The sequence below is a fragment of the Endozoicomonas montiporae CL-33 genome (genome assembly GCF_001583435.1).
GTDB classification, from domain to species: domain Bacteria; phylum Pseudomonadota; class Gammaproteobacteria; order Pseudomonadales; family Endozoicomonadaceae; genus Endozoicomonas_A; species Endozoicomonas_A montiporae.
On record NZ_CP013251.1, the window covers coordinates 4,853,576 to 4,871,068 of the forward strand.

Consider the following 17,493-nt stretch of genomic DNA (forward strand, 5'->3'; position numbering starts at 1 on the left):
TTGGAAAAACATACCGCCGTAACAGATCAACGGTTATTATGAGCCTTTATCTGACAAATACCCGTTCATGGCAAAATCCAAAACCCGCAAAGCCTACGTCTGCACCGAGTGTGGCAGTGAATCCGCTAAATGGCAGGGACAGTGCCCCGACTGCAAAGCCTGGAACACCTTCAAAGAGGTCAATCTCGGGCCAGCTGCCTCACCATCCATTGCGGCAGCTAACAAAGCTGGCTTTGCCGGAACCCTTTCTGGCTTGCAAACGCTCAGCGAGGTGGACGTTGGAGAGGCACCGCGCTTTTCCAGCGGCATGTCGGAGTTTGACCGGGTGTTGGGTGGCGGCTTTGTAAAAGGCAGTGCGGTTCTGATCGGCGGTCATCCCGGAGCCGGTAAAAGTACCATTCTGTTGCAGGTGCTTTGCCACGTTGCACAACAAATGGATGCTCTTTATGTGTCCGGTGAAGAATCCCTGCAACAGATTGCGGCCCGTGCTAAACGACTAGGGTTACCTACCGACCGACTAAAAATGCTGGCTGAAACCAGCGCTGAAAACATTGTCGCCGTTGCTGAACAGCAAAAGCCGGGGATTATTGTGATTGACTCGATTCAGGTCATGTTTATGAACGGTGTCGATGCTGCACCCGGCGGTGTTGCACAGGTAAAAGAGTCTGCCGCCTTTCTGACCCGTTTTGCCAAACAGACCGGAACCGTGTTGTTGATTGTGGGTCATGTCACCAAAGACAACTCGCTGGCAGGCCCTATGACACTGTCGCATATCATTGATACCCAGCTGATGTTGGGCAACACCGACGATTCCCGTTTCCGCATCATGCGTGCCACCAAGAACCGCTTTGGTCAGGTCAATGAGCTGGGTATTTTTGCCATGACCGAAACCGGCATGAAGGAAGTAAAAAACCCTTCTGCCATTTTCCTGTCCCGCACACCGGAACCTACATCCGGCAGTATTATCAGTGTCCTCTGGGAAGGCACACGGCCATTGCTGGTAGAAATTCAGGCTCTGGTGGTTGAATCCCAGCTGGGTAACCCTCGTCGGGTGACTGTCGGTCTGGAACAGAACCGTCTGGCTATGCTGCTGGCGATTCTTACCCGTCACGGCGGCATTTTCACCAGTGATCAGGATGTGTTTATCAATGTGGTGGGCGGGGTCAAAATCAGTGAAACCTCGGCCGACCTTGCCAGCCTGCTGGCCGTCGTTTCCAGCTTGCGTGACAACCCGTTGCAACAGGATCTGATTGCCTTTGGTGAAGTGGGTCTGGCGGGTGAAATCCGTCCGGTGGCCAATGGTCAGGAACGACTGGCAGAAGCTGCCAAACATGGCTTCAGGCGGGCGATTGTTCCCATTGCCAATAAACCCAGAAAAACCGTTGAAGGGCTGGAAGTAGTGGGCATCAGCAAGCTTTCCGAGGCTCTGGAAGCGATTTAAAATGCTGCCAAATTGTTCAAGGGGTATAGGTATGCGATTGCCATACCCCGATTAACTGCCTATTTTCATCGCGACACGTAGCAGTGTTATAATGTTTCCCTGATGCATGACTCCACCAGTAGACTGAATCTGTGTTTGTTCTAATTATCGTATCTGCCTCAGCACATGAGGCATTCGTATCAACCCACTTGTAATGAGAGAACACTTTTATCTGAATTTTTTTAAAACCCTTATAATTACATTTTAATGATCTAAATGGGCGAGCTGTTTTTGAAGTACCCGGAAGAATAGTATATCCCTTCCTGTCAAGACGATAGGGCCAAACATCGTAATACCCCAGCTGACCAGACGTTATGTTCCATACAGGAAGGAAACTGATAAACCGGTCTGACTCCCGAAGCCTGATATCTCTTCTCCCATTAACAATAACAAAATGTTCATTCTGAAATTGCTTCGCACTCATTTTAAGAGCAGCTTCACGACCGCAGTCGTACTGCCATTTTTTATCAGGCATCAAGCCACAATAGTTAACTATGCCAGTTACGACTTTATCCAATGGTAATGAATTATTAATCCAGCTCCAACCAGTTCTGATACCCCCCATAATCCGCAACAGTTGGGCTGTTGTCATCTGACGAAAAAGACGATGTCCGGAATGCGCTAATAAAATCTTACGTTTTTGTCGTATTTCTTGTGATCTTTTGTCTTTTGAAAGTATCTCTGAATTCAGAGGATTGAAAATTCCTTTTTCAAGACTGGAGGAGTATGCTTGATAATCAACAATTCTGTAATTTTTTGGATAATGACACAGAATTCCCAGTATGTCGTTGTTTAAACCCGTGTAATCTTTTTGGTTAAGACAAGGAGACCCTGTGTCATCATTGTCTGCGGACTTTATGCCATTATTATTACTGGGTTTTTGCCACAAAAACTTCTGTGTTACGAAACCGGCAGTGAATGTTCCTGCTATCATCACTCTACGCCCATGATTCCATAGATCGTCATTAGCGTTACGCCGTTCCCTTACTATAAATGTAGGTGTAAGGACACCTGTAACTGTCTTATATTTGACCATTTCCTTATCATCCTTATCATCCTTATCAGGATTTTCGGTCAATTTTTGCATAAGTTCCTCAAATTCTTTGATGCTTGCATGTAGCTTTTTGTCATCCTTTAGACCCAATACCTCACCATTTAGGCGCAATACCTCATCATTTAGGCGCAATACCTCATCATTCGATTCCTTTAGTCTGTTGCTCAGACTGGCTAACTGATCATCAAGCTTTTTGACTTTATCTTTATCAACAGCTGCATTTTTTGTTACCAATTCCATTTCACCCCTTAATTTTCTGTTTATTGCTCCAATCTTTACTATTTGTTCTTTCAAACTTTTGCATGCTTTTTCTAACTTAGATATTTTTGTTTTAAGATGATTAGTCTCGACCACACTTTCCTCTATTTTTTCATTTTTAGCGTCCAGCAAGCCTTTTTGTTCATGAAGCTCCAAATTATACTCTCTTTCAGCATCAGCTAATTTCTGTTGTTCCTGCGTCAACTTTAGTTGGAAGGTTTCTAACTGATCCTTGTAAAATGCCAGTTGATATTCTTTTTCAGATATCCCTTTTTTCAAACTATTGATTCGCCGAATCAACTGTTCCTGAATGATATTGAAATGAGTGTCTTCAGAGTATGACGCTTCTGAAAGCTCATCTACCGTCTGCTTTATACCTTTTGCCTCATGCATTACCTCATTTAAAAGAAATTTAAAAAGATGATTTCTGGGAAAAACAGCGGATAAAATAAGTGCACGATCAACATACTTGCTATTCTTTAGATCTACTGTACCATGCATATCAACCTCACTCTTTAGCCCTCTTTTAATAGTCTCGCTAACAACCAGGACATCCGACTGAAACGTTGCTTGTGACCCATCAAGTGTCATACCCACATCCAGCTTAGGTAGGTAGTAGTTTTCTGCCCCGTCCATTGATTTCTTAAACTCAAAATCAAATCTATGCAGTTCGTAAGGTTGATCCTTAGGTTTCAGCCCCGGAAAAGTAAACAACAGTACTGTAGTAGGTTTCTGGACTTCAAAGTCAACCAGTTTTTCCTTCAAATACTGGTACAGCACTTCTGGGTCGCTGTAGGATAGCAAAACATCAATATCATCTGCCACAGGCTGGTTATCCTCGAAAGCAGGCTGATAACCATATTTGTTTTCGAGTATGTATTGCTTTACTGACTCACCTCCATAAAAGCACCTGTCTGCATTTTGCTCTGCACAAAAGTTTCCGATAATTAGCTTTAGCTTGTCACGCAGATTAATATTGGTTTCAGCAAATTGTTTACAGCCATCAAAGTTACCCAGGATATAATTAAACATATCCTGCGTCATGGGTACGACGTACCTATCATCAGGACGTTGACCGGGAGCGACAGACGGTTCTGTATAACCTTCGGGATTCAAAGAACGCTCAATGTAATGAGCAAGACGTTTACTCACAACCATTGGCCAGAGGTTATTCGACTTCCCATCAACAGGCAAAATCTGCAGCATGCCGGCATGACTGAATTTGCGAATCAAGTCGTAAGCATCATCAAGACTTATAGTTGACTGATCCACAGTGCCGTCATGTTTTAAAAAGAAATGCTCCGTTGCCTGCCATAAAAGACTTTTTGGTGATGTTACACCTGACAAAGGAGGCTTGTCAGAAAATGAGGCACCTCCACCTTTATCACCCTCATCATCTCCACCTTCCGGCTTCTTGCCTTCATCCGCCCCGGAATGATCTGGCTCCTTTTTATCAGGGTTGTTGACAGTGAGTTTTTCTTCGCTGCCAGAAAACGTATCTCCCGCTGCTGGTGCATCCATCATATACGACTGCGGAACAACACCGGCAGAGAACGTCTGCATAGCCAACCCACCAGGACAATACCGACTGCCTGAATGGCAGGCAGAAACCACAGAAACCTGACTCGATAAGTCCGCTCCCTGATATCCAGCGGCCATTGATGCCTTTACCGGTTCAGACATCAAATATGCCGACCAATACCAGTTCAGAAACAACCTGCTGAACTCTCCTGCTGCCTTTGCAGAGCTCGCCGCCAGAAGCCGGTGAGTCAGCCAGGGCGGGACGGTTAATTCAATCGGTAGCCCCGACTCATTTGATTTCTCCGGAGCAATCAGCTGGACGGTTAAGCAGGTGGTGCGGCTTCCTTCTTTCGGTTCACTCCAGGCAACCTGATGGTATCGCTCTACATTGATGCCATTGATTTCTTTTATCCAGAAAATGCCCTGGTTACTCCCCACCTGGTAGGTGCTGGTTGTGTTGCCACCGCTCGGCAATGTTATCGAGAAGACTGTTGCGGAGGTATCCTGTTGCACAATCTGCAGTTCAGCTTTCCCATCACGACTCGTCACCACGGACTGACCGGGTGAAAGCTGCTGATTCAGTTCGGAAACATAGGCCACAAGACTATGGAGGCTGGCAAAATTATCCTGTTGTATCCGATAGTTCGGATTAACTTCTGCCAAAGTCCGATAACCAAGCACCGGATTTAACGTGCCAGCTTCAGCAGTGACAGAATCCGGTATTGTCGCAGGAGTCCACTTCGAACCAGAAAATACAAGCCAGGCAGTCCAGTGCCTCAGGGCATCAATCAAAAACAACCGGTGCAGGAGGTCAGCCGAAGTACTGTAAGCCTGCAAAACAGGGTAGATAGCCGGACTACAGGACACACCGGGACTCTGACAAACCGACGTTGATAACATGACGACAGACGATACCGCCAGCTGTACTGCCGCTGTAGCCCCCAGAGCCTCAAGATTCAGCGGAAACCTTACAGACACTCCGGGAGCTGACAACTGTGCACAGTAAAATGAGGAATCCTCTGAAACCGTATCGCCGGACAGATGGTCAGAGAATATGCAAAGCACTGTCACTGCCAGAAATAGCCAGACTGGTTGTAAAAAAAGGGTCCCCGTTTTTATTTCCAAAGAAACTTCTACTCCATGACTCGTTGTAAGTCGCCAAGTATAGACATCGGATCAACAATGGCGGGCGATTGCTGGAAATGTGATTAAATGTGATGAAACATTGTCTGAAAAGTCTGAAAAGTCTGAAAACAGAAGGCCCGATCATCAAAAGTGTCCCGGGAGAAGATCCCTGCCGGTTTCTCCGGTGATTTATCTGCCAATACCGGCTGCCACACGGTATACTCCGGCTCCATTGAAGATGAGACAGGAGGCCACCATGCTCAAAGGTCTGTACGGTGTCACCGACAGCCATCTGCTACCCGATGACAATAGTCTGCTGCACGCTGCCGGGCAGGCTTTGCACGGTGGTATGAAGGTGTTGCAATACCGGGATAAAAGCAACGACCAGCAGAAGCGTCTGCGTCAAGCGGGTGCCCTGAAAGTGCTCTGCCACCAGCATCAGGCCATTCTGATCATCAATGACGATGTCGAGCTGGCCGCTGCGGTTGAAGCCGACGGTGTTCACGTAGGCCAGAGTGATGCGTCCGTTGCCGAAGCCAGAACCCGTCTGGGCGATTACGCCATTATTGGTGTAAGCTGTGGAGGCTCTCTGGAGCTGGCACAGCAGGCCGTTAGCGCGGGTGCGAACTACATCGCCTTTGGTAAATTCTTCGAATCCAAAACCAAACCGGATGCCAAAACCGCCGAACTGTCCGTCCTGTCACAGGCCAGACAGCGTTTTGATGTGCCCGTTGTAGCCATTGGCGGCATTACCATAGATAATGCTTTCCAAATAACAGAAGCAGGTGCGGACATGATCGCTGTTGTAAACAATCTGTTTGCAACACCCGATATTCAGCTCCGGGCCCGTGAACTGAGTGCGCTTTACCAATAAGGAAAACATTCATGGCTCGATCCGACAACCGTTCCGGTGCTTTGTTCAGGGAAGCACAACAAGTGATTCCCGGTGGAGTAAACTCGCCTGTTCGTGCCTTTAAAGGTGTGGGTGGCAAACCGGTATTTTTCCAGAGTGCCCTGGGCGCTCATGTAAAGGACGTTGATGGAAACGAGCTGATTGATTACATCGGTTCCTGGGGGCCCATGATTCTTGGGCACAATCACCCGGACGTGGTGGCTGCGGTCAGGGAGCAGGCGTTACAGGGGTTGAGCTTTGGCGCTCCGACAGCCATCGAAACCGAAGTGGCTCTAAAGGTTCGCCAGTTATTTCCTTCCATGGAACTGCTGCGCATGGTGAACTCCGGTACCGAAGCGACCATGAGTGCTATCCGGCTGGCTCGCGGTTTTACCGGACGGGATCGTATCGTCAAATTTGAAGGCTGCTATCACGGTCACTCCGACTCCCTGCTGGTTAAAGCCGGTTCCGGCGCCCTCACCCTTGGTGTTCCCAGTTCTCCGGGCGTGCCTGAAGCACTGGCTGAAAACACCATCACCCTGACATTCAATGATCTGGACTCTGTGGAAGAAACCTTCGCAGAAATCGGGACAGACATTGCCTGCATCATTGTTGAGCCAGTGGCTGGCAATATGAACTGCATTCCTCCGGTCCCCGGCTTTTTGCAGGGTTTACGCCGGATCTGCGATGAACACGGTGCACTGCTGATTTTTGATGAGGTGATGACCGGTTTCCGGGTGGCTCTGGGCGGTGCTCAGGCGCATTACGATGTTAAACCGGATTTAACCACGCTCGGCAAGATCATCGGTGGCGGACTACCTGTCGGAGCCTTTGGTGGCCGTCGGGACGTTATGAAACATCTTGCCCCTCTCGGTCCGGTTTATCAGGCGGGTACGTTGTCGGGCAACCCTCTGGCAATGGCTGCAGGGCTGGCAACACTCAACAATATTGTCCAGCCGGGTTTTCATGACGAACTGACCGATAAAGCATCGCAATTGCTGAAAGGCATCAGTCATCAGGCAGATCTTGCCGGTATTCCACTACGTACGTCTCAGGTCGGTGCCATGTTTGGCCTGTTCTTCACGGAACAGGAAAAAGTAGAACGATTTGATCATGTGATGACCTGTGACAGTGAGCTGTATGGACGCTTCTTCCATGCCATGCTGGACGAAGGCGTTTATCTGGCACCTTCAGCGTTTGAAGCCGGTTTCATTTCTGCCGCCCATGGTGATCAGGAAATAGAACAAACCATTGCTGCGGCTGGTCGGGCTTTTCACTCTTTATTAAATCCTTGAATTAATGTTTATCAATGAGCGCACTGATGATTAATACCGATTCCGCTTTCTAAAGATGACTGCCTAAATATGACTGCGCAATTCCTATTTAGAAGGTGGAACCGGTACAACTCGCTCACGGCTGTTTATGATTTCTCTTGCTGTCTCTGATGCGGTGCTGGCTTTTGCCAGCGCCTTTCCTGTTTTTCTTTTGTCGCAACAAAAGGATTTTGACCCTGCACACAAGCTGCCTGCCAAAGCAGCCCTGTTTGGCTTTCTGCTCATGGCAATCGCTGCCGGACTGGGTGCTCTAAAGTACGGTTTCTCGGATGTCTGGGCCGGTCCCTACTGGATGTTCAACAACATTGCCACATTTATGTCCCCGCCATTGGTGACCATCGCAATGGTACAGATTCTGGCTTCAAAGTTCTGGAGTCCACCTGCCTGGGGAAGAACCATTCTGGCTATTTGCGTACTGTTTGAGGTGTCACGCTGGTACGGGCTTGAAACGCTTTACCGGGATCTGCAGCTGGCCGTGTGTATTGTTGCAGGTCTGGTGATGGTTACCCGGTCTTATATGAGTACCGGAACCAAGGCGCTGATCCTGGTGTCATTTGCCAGTTTTTTTGTTGGCGGCATGCTGATTGGTAATGAAGGAACCATTGCCGGATACCTTCGTCTGAACCTGTTCCGATACTTTATCGCCCTGGGCAACCTGATGCTGGGCACCGGACTGTACTTTCTACTGCGCCAGAAAAGGCAAGAACACCCCCTGTAGCTCACAACCTATACTTGATCTATCGATCAGGCCTTTTGCAGGGACGCAATTGTGAGCAACTCATCCATTGGAGCCTCCCGGAGTACTCCACCACCTCTCAACACCTCCAGTCAATCTGCCAGCCTCGACAAAGCCGAGGGAACTGCTTTTACCAGAAAGACCAGCAAACCCAAAGGCATCAAAAAAATGCTGGTCAACCTCGGAAGCAAGCTCACAACCAGTAGCAAGCATAAAAGCTTATCGAAATATAAAATCAGCCACAGCCAACCCAAACCGCAGGTCAACCTCACCCGAATTCACGCACAACCGGGACTGGAAATCTGGACTGACAATCCAAAGTCCATCACCGTCAAACCCTATCAGGGCCCACCCATTAATCTTAAAAATCTGGGTAAAATGGGCAACGTCATCGTTTTGCCACCCGGCAACTGGCAAATCAACCCTAACGGCAAGGTGACCCAGTTTGCTTTCCCCTTTCCCAGTCCGCTAGGGCAAAATCCCCCGGGCCAGATCGTTCAGCATTTTACCGGCCATCCTCAAGCTGCAGCACAACCCAAACCTGCTGCGCCCGTTGCATCGGCTTACAAAAATCACGGATTGAGAACGCTGATCAACCAGTCCAGAGTCTCTGAACGCTTCCATGACGTTCAGGGCACTTCAGACAAGCTGAAGCAAAAAGCAGCCAGTGTTATAGATGCCTTCCAGAAAGGTACCAGCCGTCATTCTCAGGCTAATGCCAACCTGAAATCACAGCATCTGGTGCAAATTGCCTCGGTGCTGGATCAGCACAAAAGCGAGCAGGCCAAATTCATGCCCACAACCACAGCAGAGATCAAGGCTCAGGCTAAAAGCCAGATCGACTCTCTGGAACAGGGTATGCAGGCGATTGCTGAAATTACCCATTCTGGCCGGGCACATTATTCAAAAGACAATTTTAAAGCACTGCAAACCCTGAGCAGGGAAATGGACGCAGAGAGAGCCCTTCTGGTGCAGGTTATGGATGATCCGAAATCGTTTGAGCTGGGCAGTAAACTCAGCTGGGGAGAAGCAACAGAACTGAAACGGCTGGGTTATGCATCCAACCCTGATCTGGCAGACGAATTCACCACACTGACGGATGCCGACCTGGTAAAGCCGGACGAGCATTTTGGTGCAGGTAAAAAACACAGTGTTCAGAAGCTGACCTTTGCCGGAGAAACGGTGAATGACCCTCCAAGGGAATATCTCTTCAAAGCTGAAGACGCCAGGGACACCAGCAGGTATGAACGCGTAGTTGGCAAGGATAAGTATCTCGACAAATCCCGTCCCCGTTTTGCCGCTCGAAACCTTGCCGCCCGGAAGCTGCAAAACACCCTTGACCTGAAGCTGTTACCGGACATGAAACTGACCACTCATAACGGAAAAATGGGTTTGCTGATGACAGAAGCCAGAGGTGTGCAGCCGTTTAATCACGATACAGGCAAACCCGAAGACATTGCCTATGACTCTCTGGAAAAGCCCCGGGTCTCAGCCAATATCCAGAAAAATCTTACCGATGCCCAGTGGCTGGACTGCCTGACAGGACAGCAGGATCGTCACAGCACCAACCTCTTTATTGACCCGGACAATGGCGATGTAACCCTGATTGACAATGATCAGGCTTTTTATCCGGGTCTTCGGGAAGTCAACGATCCCGAGCCTGACCATAAAGTTGGCAACTGGCCACCGCCGTGGCCGGGTAAGCCTGAACTGATCAGCCGGGAAACCTTTGAGAAAATCACAACAATGGACGAAGACAGCCTCCGGCGTGATCTTGAACCGCTTCTGGATAAAAAGGAAATTGATTCCACCCTCTTCCGTTTAAATGATTTAAAACAGCATGCCAAAAAACTGGCCGATGAAGGTAAAGTGGTAGAAGACTGGTTAACCTGGAGAAGCCCGGAAACAGAAGGTGGTAAAGGTGGCCTGCGTGTTGCCGATTTCCTGCGCTCAACAGGAAAACCACAGTCGTATTTTAATGCATTGTCCGAACAGGCTGAACAGCTTCATACCCGGCCTGATCCACAACACACCCGTTCTCTATAGGTAGGCGCTATGAACACTAATAATAAAGCATCATTAAATCAGGCCAGAGATATTATGCTTGCCGCAGGGCTGCCGATGCCGCCAGTGCCAAGGGAACTGTCTGATCAACTACTGTGCCCGAAAGATACCGAGTATTTTACAACCCGAAGCAATACGCCAAACCCATGGAATCTCATCTGGTTCATTGAAGAAATTGAACAGAAAACACCTGAGCATTACCTCATCTTCGGTGTTGACGGGCACGGCGTTGAATCTGCTGCCGCACACTACTATCTGGTTGAACAGGACATTGCCGTCTTCCACCAGAGCAATTTGCCAACGCCTTCCCGGCCCCGACTGGAAGCAGACCTGACTGATCAGTATGAATTGATGGCCACCATGGCAGTAGCAGCGTCAGACGCAAAAGAAAAAGGCAAGCTGCCAGAAGGCAGTCGTATTATTCTGGTACGCCCTGTTAACATGCCTTCATCCTGGGGCATTCAGCCAGCGCCCGGCCAGCCTGTAAAGTGGCAGAAAACCAGCGATGCACTGCTGGATGTTTCCGACTGGCTACAGGCGTCGCTGACCTAATAATAATCAGATTGAATTCAGTGGTGGCATAGGAAAGGAACGTACATTGCCGCCTTTGGCTTCCGTCACCTTGGCCTTACCTTCTTTTTCCACTTCATCAATCCGGATAATAGACGTCAGTGGAATGTAGCTGCGCTTCACACCTTCAAAGGTGTTTTTCAGTTTTTCTTCACTGGGATCAACCAACAGCTGACTGCGTTCACCAAAGGCAAACTCTTCCACCTCAATAAAGCCCCAGAGTTCGCTCTGAAAAATCTGGCGGGCGTAAACCTCAAAGACTTCGCCTTCGTTTTGAAAAATAACTCGAAAGACCTGTGTTTTCGACATTGATGATTAAAACCTTCTTGATAGCGGCTACCCGCGTGCTCTAAGAGTAACAAGGACAGCCTTAAAATGCCGCAAAGCATACCACACTCAAGGTCCGGTTTGATCTGTGGAAAACAGCACCCTGATACAGTTCTGATACATCTTGGTAGTTACCCGACAAACTATACCCTCGCCCGATATTTATACTGATTACAGGAATAATACCCGGGACTTATACCAAGCATGGGTGACACGTTTTTTAAAATGCCTTTATTTTTGCACTGCGGACTTACCCCATGAAATTATTGAAAAACAGTCTCATCCTACTAGCAAGCCTTTCATTCATACCCGGTGCATTTGCCAGTGGCGGCAGTGGTCAGGGAGGGAATCAGGGCAGCAATGCAGGAAGCAATGCCCGAAGCGTTGTAGTTGATGTGCAAACGGTTCAGGCACACACCTGGCAGGAACAACTGACGGCTTTGGGGAATGTCTATGCCCGAAACCAGATCACCCTGACCAGCAAAGTGGCTGGTTCCATTAATAAAATTAATTTCACCGACAGTCAGACCGTTGGCGCGGGCTACCCGTTGATTGAAATCGACAGCCGCTTTGAACAGGCCAAGCTTCAGGAGGCGAAAGCCAAGCTGCTGGATGACGAACGTCGTCTGAATGAAATGCAGCTACTGGAAGCCAAAAAAGCCATTTCCCAGTCAGAACTTCAGGCTCAGGAAGCTCTGGTTGAACAATCCAGAGCCGCTGTTGATGCCGCTGCCACTACCTTGTCGTTTTACACCCTGAAAGCGCCATTCGACGGTGTTCTGGGTTTAAGTGACCTCAGTCCCGGGCAATATGTCAGAACCGGTGATGCACTGGTAACTCTGACCGATCTGGAACACCTGTATGTTGACCTGAATTTTCCGGATAAATACCTCAGCCAGATCAACACCGGCATGACCGTAGACCTGCAGTTTGATGCCTGGCCGAACCTGCACTTTACCGCCACCATCAGTAGTCTTGATCCGGTGGTCAGCATGGAAAGCCGCAACTTCAAAGTTCGTTCCGAACTGAACAATGCTGAAGGTCTGCTTCGCCCCGGTCTGCTGACGCAGGCCACTCTGTCATTAACACCGGAAAGTGTGATTACCATTCCGACCAGCAGCATCTTTTACCGTGGGCCGCAGGCATTCGTTTACCGGGTCATCGACAACAAAGCGGTAGAACAAGCCGTCAACACTTTGCAGATCGTCGGAGAAAAAACCTACATCCGCTCCGGGCTGACTGTCGGTGATGAAATCATTACCGCTGGCATCAGCAAAGTCAGTAACGGCATCATCGTGACCCCCTCTTCAGCCATGAACAACCACAATCGCCAACTGGCACAACAAAGTGTTGAATCCGTCGAGAACAATGAGGTTCTGACTCAATGATTTTATCGGACCTTGCCATTAAGCGACCTGTTGTCGCCTGTGTAATCAACCTGCTGCTAATTGTTTTCGGCATACTGGCCTTTAATAGCCTGCCTCTGCGTGAGTACCCGGACGTTTCCGCCCCCGTTGTCTCTGTCGCCGCCAACTACGACGGGGCTTCGGCAGACATCATGGAGTCAAGGGTTGCCAAAGTGATCGAAGATCAGCTGTCCGGTATCCGGGGCGTCCGGTCGATTGACTCCATGAGTTCCGATGGCCGCACCCGAATCAACATTGAATTTGAAAACAATCGGGATATTGAAGCTGCAGCCAATGACGTTCGTGATGCCGTCTCCCGAGCAAAACGACGACTGCCTGACAATATGGACGACCCGACGGTGTCCAAGAGTGATTCCGATGGTGATGGTGTTATCAGTTGGGTGAAAGTCTCATACTGACCATTTTTTCTGGGCTTGCCGTCCGTGGTTTATACAGCAGCTACAAATTTTCTCTGGACTTACATAGGAACGGCCAAACACCGCTATGATGGTTACTGTAAAAGATACCGCAACAGTGAAAGGCCGCCCCGATGCAAGTATGTCAGCCACTAGCTGAAGCCGCCAATTTTTCTTGTCATGCTATCCAACAGCTTGAGCAAAAACTGGCCGTTCTTCGTCAGGAACACAGCCCAATCAAGCACTTTGAAGACTATGAAGGTGAGATCCATAAACTCTTTATCGAAGCAGAGCAAAGCGTTCTGGCAGAAGACCTGACCGGGCTTGATATTGACGTTCCTGCGATTGAGGTAAGCGGTGTCTGTTACCATCGGGTGTTGCGATCTTCAGAAACTTATCAATCCGCTGTCGGCCCTGTCCGGGTTTTGCGTACGCTCTATCGTAACGGTAAGGATCACTCTATCATCCCTTTGGAGCTACAGGCAGGTATTGTAGAGGGGTATTGGACACCAAAAGCAGCTAAACAAGCTGTCTGGATGGTTGCGCAAATGCCTCCCGGAGAGGCTAAAAGCCTACTTGATCTGATAGGGAACATGACGCCCTCGGAAAGCTCTCTGGCCAGACTACCCAAAAAGTTCAATGCGCAGTGGGAACCCAATAGGGAAGCCTTTGAAGACTTTCTCTGGGAAAGCGTCAAGGTTCCTGAAGAAGCTGTGACTGCGGCCGCTTCTCTTGATGGCGTCATGTTGCCGATGAAAGATGGTAAACGTCAGGAAAAGCGGGAACAGAATAGAGTCGATGGCAAGCGAACCCGTGGCCCTGCTGGCTGTCAGGAGGCCAGTTGTGGAACATTGTCGTTTTACGATGCACAGGGTGAACGCCTCTCAACGGTCAGGATGAGTCGAATGCCTGAAAGCAAGAAAGTGACTTTGAAACAATCACTCTCCGCACTCCTGAGCGAAGCTCTTCGACAGAGGCCAGATCTGACGCTTGTTAAAGTCGCTGATGGGGCAAAAGACAACTGGACCTACCTTGCCAATGAACTCCCTGAAGGTCACGAGGTTGTAGACTTCTATCATGCCGCAGAGCACCTGAAGAAAGCGTTTGACCTGTCCTATGGTGAAAACAGCAACAAATCCAGAGAAAAGTTCATCACCTATCGCCACATCCTCAAAGAGGAGCCCGAAGGTGTTGAAAAAGTCATCAAAGCTCTGGCTTACCAGCATAAACGACACCCTCGTCGATCGAAGTTGAAAACAGAGCTGGAGTACTTCAGAAGTAATCGAACCCGCATGAACTATGCTGAACACTTGTCGCACAACTTGCCAATAGGCTCAGGGGTTATTGAGGCTACTTGTAAAACCTTGGTAACGCAGCGAATGAAGTGTTCTGGAATGAGGTGGCGGCATCCCGGAGGCCAAGGTATTTTGACAGCAAGGTCATTAATTCAGAGTGGCATGTTCGACAATGGCTGGAAGTTACTGGCGGTGACCTACTGCGCCAAGGTCACGGAAGTGGGTATGGACAATGTCATCCCATTCCCCATGCAGAAAGGTGACTTGGAATTATAGTACCAGTCAATATGAGACTTTCACCCTATCAGTTTCACCGTATCCTCCGACCGGCTGTCACCGGTAGACCTGAGTGACTACATCAACCGTCAACTGCTCGATCCCCTGAGCTTGATTGATGGTGTCAGCTCCATCGAACTGCGTGGTTACAATGAACTGGCGTTACTGGTCAAACTGGACCCGGTCGCCATGGCCAGCCGTAATGTCACTGTTGCCGATATAGAAAGAGCGTTGCGGGCTGAAAACCTCGAAGCTCCGGCGGGCAGTCTGACTGACTCTGCGCGGAACTACACATTACGTTTGCAACGCAGCTACCAGAGCGTTGCCGACTACCAGAACCTGATTATCCGCAAGAACAGCGATGGCTCAATGCTGTACCTTTCCGATGTCGCCACCGTAGAAACCGGATCGGAAAACGAAGACCAGACTTTCCGGCTCAATGGTCGCAGTATGGTCATGCTGGAGTTTTTGAAACAGTCCGAAGCCAATACACTGGATGTGGTTGAAGCCGTTAAGGAAGAGGTTGGACGACTGAAACCGTTCCTGCCAAACGGTATGGAAATGAATCCGTTGTCCGACAGTTCGGTGTTTATCAAAAGCGCCATCAGTGAAGTGTATACAACTCTGGGCATCACGTCGGTGCTGGTCATTCTGGTTATCTACATTTTCCTGGGCAGCGCCCGTGCCACCTTGATTCCAGCCGTTAGTGTGCCGGTGTCCCTGATCGCCACCTTCGCTGTACTGCTGCTGTTTGATTACTCCATCAACCTGATTACATTGCTGGCACTGGTGTTATCGGTGGGGCTTCTGGTGGATGACTCCATCGTGGTTCTGGAAAACATCCACAGTCGTATAGAAAAAGGCGAGCCACCGATTGTTGCGGCTTATCGTGGTGCCCGTGAAGTCGGTATGGCGGTTATTGCCACCACCATGGTTCTGGTGGCGGTGTTTATGCCAATCACCCTGTTAACCGGCACAGCGGGAATGCTGTTTAAGGAATACGCTGTGACGCTGGCAGCCAGCGTGATGCTCTCCAGTATCGTCGCCCTGACTATGGGGCCGGTACTTGGCAGCCGTGTACTGAAAATGAATGTGCAACAAGGCCCATTCACACAGTTTGTTGAAAAGCAGTTTGCCAGACTTGAAAACGGCTATCGCCGTGTACTCTACTTCACCCTGAAACATAACTGGATTGCGGTATTAACCGTGGTATTAAGCCTTGGCTTTATGGGTTACACCTACCAGCAACTGCCCCAGTCGTTTGTATCCAGAGAAGACCAGGGACGTCTGTTTGTCCGCCTGACCGCTACAGAGGGAGCCAGCTATCACGCACTGGAACCTTTGATTGATGATATTGAACAGCGCATGAAACCTCTCACCAACCCTGAAGGGCCGATAAAATCGATGGGGGTTCGGGCACCGGGTAGAAACCAGAATGAAATGATGCTGATTATTGACCTGAAACACTGGGACGAACGAGATGTCACCGTGTTCGATGTCAGCAACCAGATACGCCGTTTGCTGCAGCCCATTGCAGAACTCAGGGTTGCGCCCATGGTGCCATCCAGCTTTGGTACCCGTGCCCGTCAGCCGGTTCAGGTGGTGATCGGTGGCAGCTCCTATGAGATTGTGCAGGAATGGGTGGAATTGCTGAAAGAAAAAGCGTCTGAAAATCCGGGATTGCGTGAGCTGGATATGGATTACAACGAAACCACTCCACGCATGAACGTTACCATCAATCAGGCTTATGCCCATGAGCTGGGGATTCCGGTGTCGGACATTTCTTCCGCGCTGGAAACTGTTCTGGCAGGCAGGAACATCACCACCTTTATCCAGAATGGTGAAGAGTATGATGTCAACGTTCGGGCGCCCAAGGATGACTTCAACGCGATCTCCGATCTGGCTCGCATCCACCTGCGTTCTTCCAGTGGAGAGCTGGTGCGTCTGGACACCCTGATTGATGTCACCATTGAAGGTCAGCCCCGTCAGCTGAACCACTATAACCGACGCAAGAGTATTACATTGTCAGCGGATCTGGTAGGCGATTACTCTCTGGGTGAAGCACTGGCTTATATTGAACAGCTGGTCATCGATGAGCTGCCGGATGAAGCCACCATCGACTACAAAGGTGAGTCCATGGAGTACAAACGTTCCAGCAGTTCCATGACCGTGACGTTTATTCTGGCTCTGGTGGTGGTGTATCTGGTGCTGGCGGCACAGTTTGAAAGCTTCATTCACCCGATGGTGATTATGATGACGGTGCCGCTGGCACTCACTGGCGCCATGGGGGGAATGCTATGGACTGGCTTGTCACTGGACATCTACACCCAGATATCCCTGATCATGCTGATCGGTCTGGCCACCAAAAACCGTATTCTGATTGTCGAGTTCATTAACCAGCTACGGGATCGAAAGATTGCCTTTGAAGATGCGATTATTCAGGGTTCGGTTGCACGTTTACGCCCGATTCTGATGACAGCGATTACCACACTGGCTGGCTCTGTCCCGCTGATTCTAGCCAGCGGTGCAGGTTACGAATCCCGTTCATCCATCGGTATTGTGATTTTCAGCGGCGTTCTGGTCGCCACCTTTATGACCCTTTTTGTAGCACCGGGACTCTATCGTCTGGTCGCCGCCAGAACCGGCTCACCCAAAGACATGGAACATAAGCTGGAAGCAGCACTGGAGAATTGTCCTGCCCATTAACTCTGACTTTACGTAACCGGATTCACCGGGACA

Annotated in this window: 12 protein-coding genes; 10 read left to right on the forward strand and 2 right to left on the reverse strand. The window is 49.4% G+C overall.

From position 1 onward, the window contains the following. The first annotated feature begins 67 nt into the window (after nt 1-67). The gene (gene radA, locus EZMO1_RS22390; protein ID WP_034878508.1) at nt 68-1,441 is read left to right on the forward strand and encodes a DNA repair protein RadA; all 1,374 of its coding nucleotides are present in this window, start codon (nt 68-70) and stop codon (nt 1,439-1,441) included. A 16-nt stretch (nt 1,442-1,457) separates the two neighbouring features. On the opposite strand, the gene EZMO1_RS22395 is transcribed toward radA, so the two are convergent. After that, a complete protein-coding gene (locus EZMO1_RS22395) occupies nt 1,458-5,438 on the reverse strand; it encodes a hypothetical protein (RefSeq protein ID WP_145912704.1) in 3,981 nt (1,326 codons plus the stop codon). 256 nt (nt 5,439-5,694) lie between these two features. Here EZMO1_RS22395 and thiE point away from each other — a divergent pair, with 256 nt between their 5' ends. From thiE to EZMO1_RS22420, 5 genes are all read left to right on the forward strand, one after another. After that, on the forward strand, nt 5,695-6,312 hold the full coding sequence (thiE, locus tag EZMO1_RS22400; protein ID WP_034878890.1) for a thiamine phosphate synthase: 618 nt from the start codon (nt 5,695-5,697) through the stop codon (nt 6,310-6,312). Nucleotides 6,313-6,323: 11 nt separating this feature from the next. After that, nucleotides 6,324-7,625, forward strand: coding sequence for a glutamate-1-semialdehyde 2,1-aminomutase (gene hemL / locus EZMO1_RS22405; RefSeq protein WP_034878511.1), 1,302 nt, complete (start codon nt 6,324-6,326; stop codon nt 7,623-7,625). 127 nt (nt 7,626-7,752) lie between these two features. Continuing rightward, complete coding sequence (locus tag EZMO1_RS22410; protein WP_034878513.1) at nt 7,753-8,382, forward strand: hypothetical protein; 630 nt, start codon at nt 7,753-7,755, stop codon at nt 8,380-8,382. 51 nt (nt 8,383-8,433) lie between these two features. Next, entirely contained in the window at nt 8,434-10,446 is a 2,013-nt protein-coding gene (locus EZMO1_RS22415; RefSeq protein ID WP_034878515.1) for a hypothetical protein, read from the forward strand. Nucleotides 10,447-10,455: 9 nt separating this feature from the next. Then, nucleotides 10,456-11,016 carry a hypothetical protein gene (locus tag EZMO1_RS22420; RefSeq protein ID WP_145912705.1) on the forward strand — a complete coding sequence of 187 codons (561 nt, stop codon included), beginning with the start codon at nt 10,456-10,458 and terminating at the stop codon, nt 11,014-11,016. Nucleotides 11,017-11,022: 6 nt separating this feature from the next. Here EZMO1_RS22420 and EZMO1_RS22425 read toward each other — a convergent pair whose 3' ends face one another. Then, nucleotides 11,023-11,343, reverse strand: a complete 321-nt coding sequence (locus EZMO1_RS22425; protein ID WP_034878517.1) for a DUF1820 family protein — start codon at nt 11,341-11,343, stop codon at nt 11,023-11,025. A 275-nt stretch (nt 11,344-11,618) separates the two neighbouring features. On the opposite strand from EZMO1_RS22425, the gene EZMO1_RS22430 reads away from it, so the two are divergent. The 4 genes from EZMO1_RS22430 to EZMO1_RS22445 all read left to right on the forward strand — a co-directional run bounded on the left by EZMO1_RS22430 (nt 11,619) and on the right by EZMO1_RS22445 (nt 17,460). Beyond that, on the forward strand, nt 11,619-12,749 hold the full coding sequence (locus EZMO1_RS22430; protein ID WP_051790513.1) for an efflux RND transporter periplasmic adaptor subunit: 1,131 nt from the start codon (nt 11,619-11,621) through the stop codon (nt 12,747-12,749). Then, on the forward strand, nt 12,746-13,186 hold the full coding sequence (locus tag EZMO1_RS22435) for an efflux RND transporter permease subunit (RefSeq protein WP_034878523.1): 441 nt from the start codon (nt 12,746-12,748) through the stop codon (nt 13,184-13,186). The genes EZMO1_RS22430 and EZMO1_RS22435 overlap by 4 nt, the downstream gene beginning before the upstream one ends. A 131-nt stretch (nt 13,187-13,317) precedes the next feature. After that, nucleotides 13,318-14,754: a hypothetical protein gene (locus EZMO1_RS22440; protein WP_034872942.1), complete on the forward strand. Its 1,437-nt coding sequence runs from the start codon at nt 13,318-13,320 to the stop codon at nt 14,752-14,754. An 81-nt stretch (nt 14,755-14,835) separates the two neighbouring features. Then, nucleotides 14,836-17,460 (forward strand): efflux RND transporter permease subunit, encoded by a 2,625-nt coding sequence (locus EZMO1_RS22445; RefSeq protein ID WP_236632080.1) that lies wholly within the window; start codon nt 14,836-14,838, stop codon nt 17,458-17,460. Nucleotides 17,461-17,493: the final 33 nt, after the last annotated feature.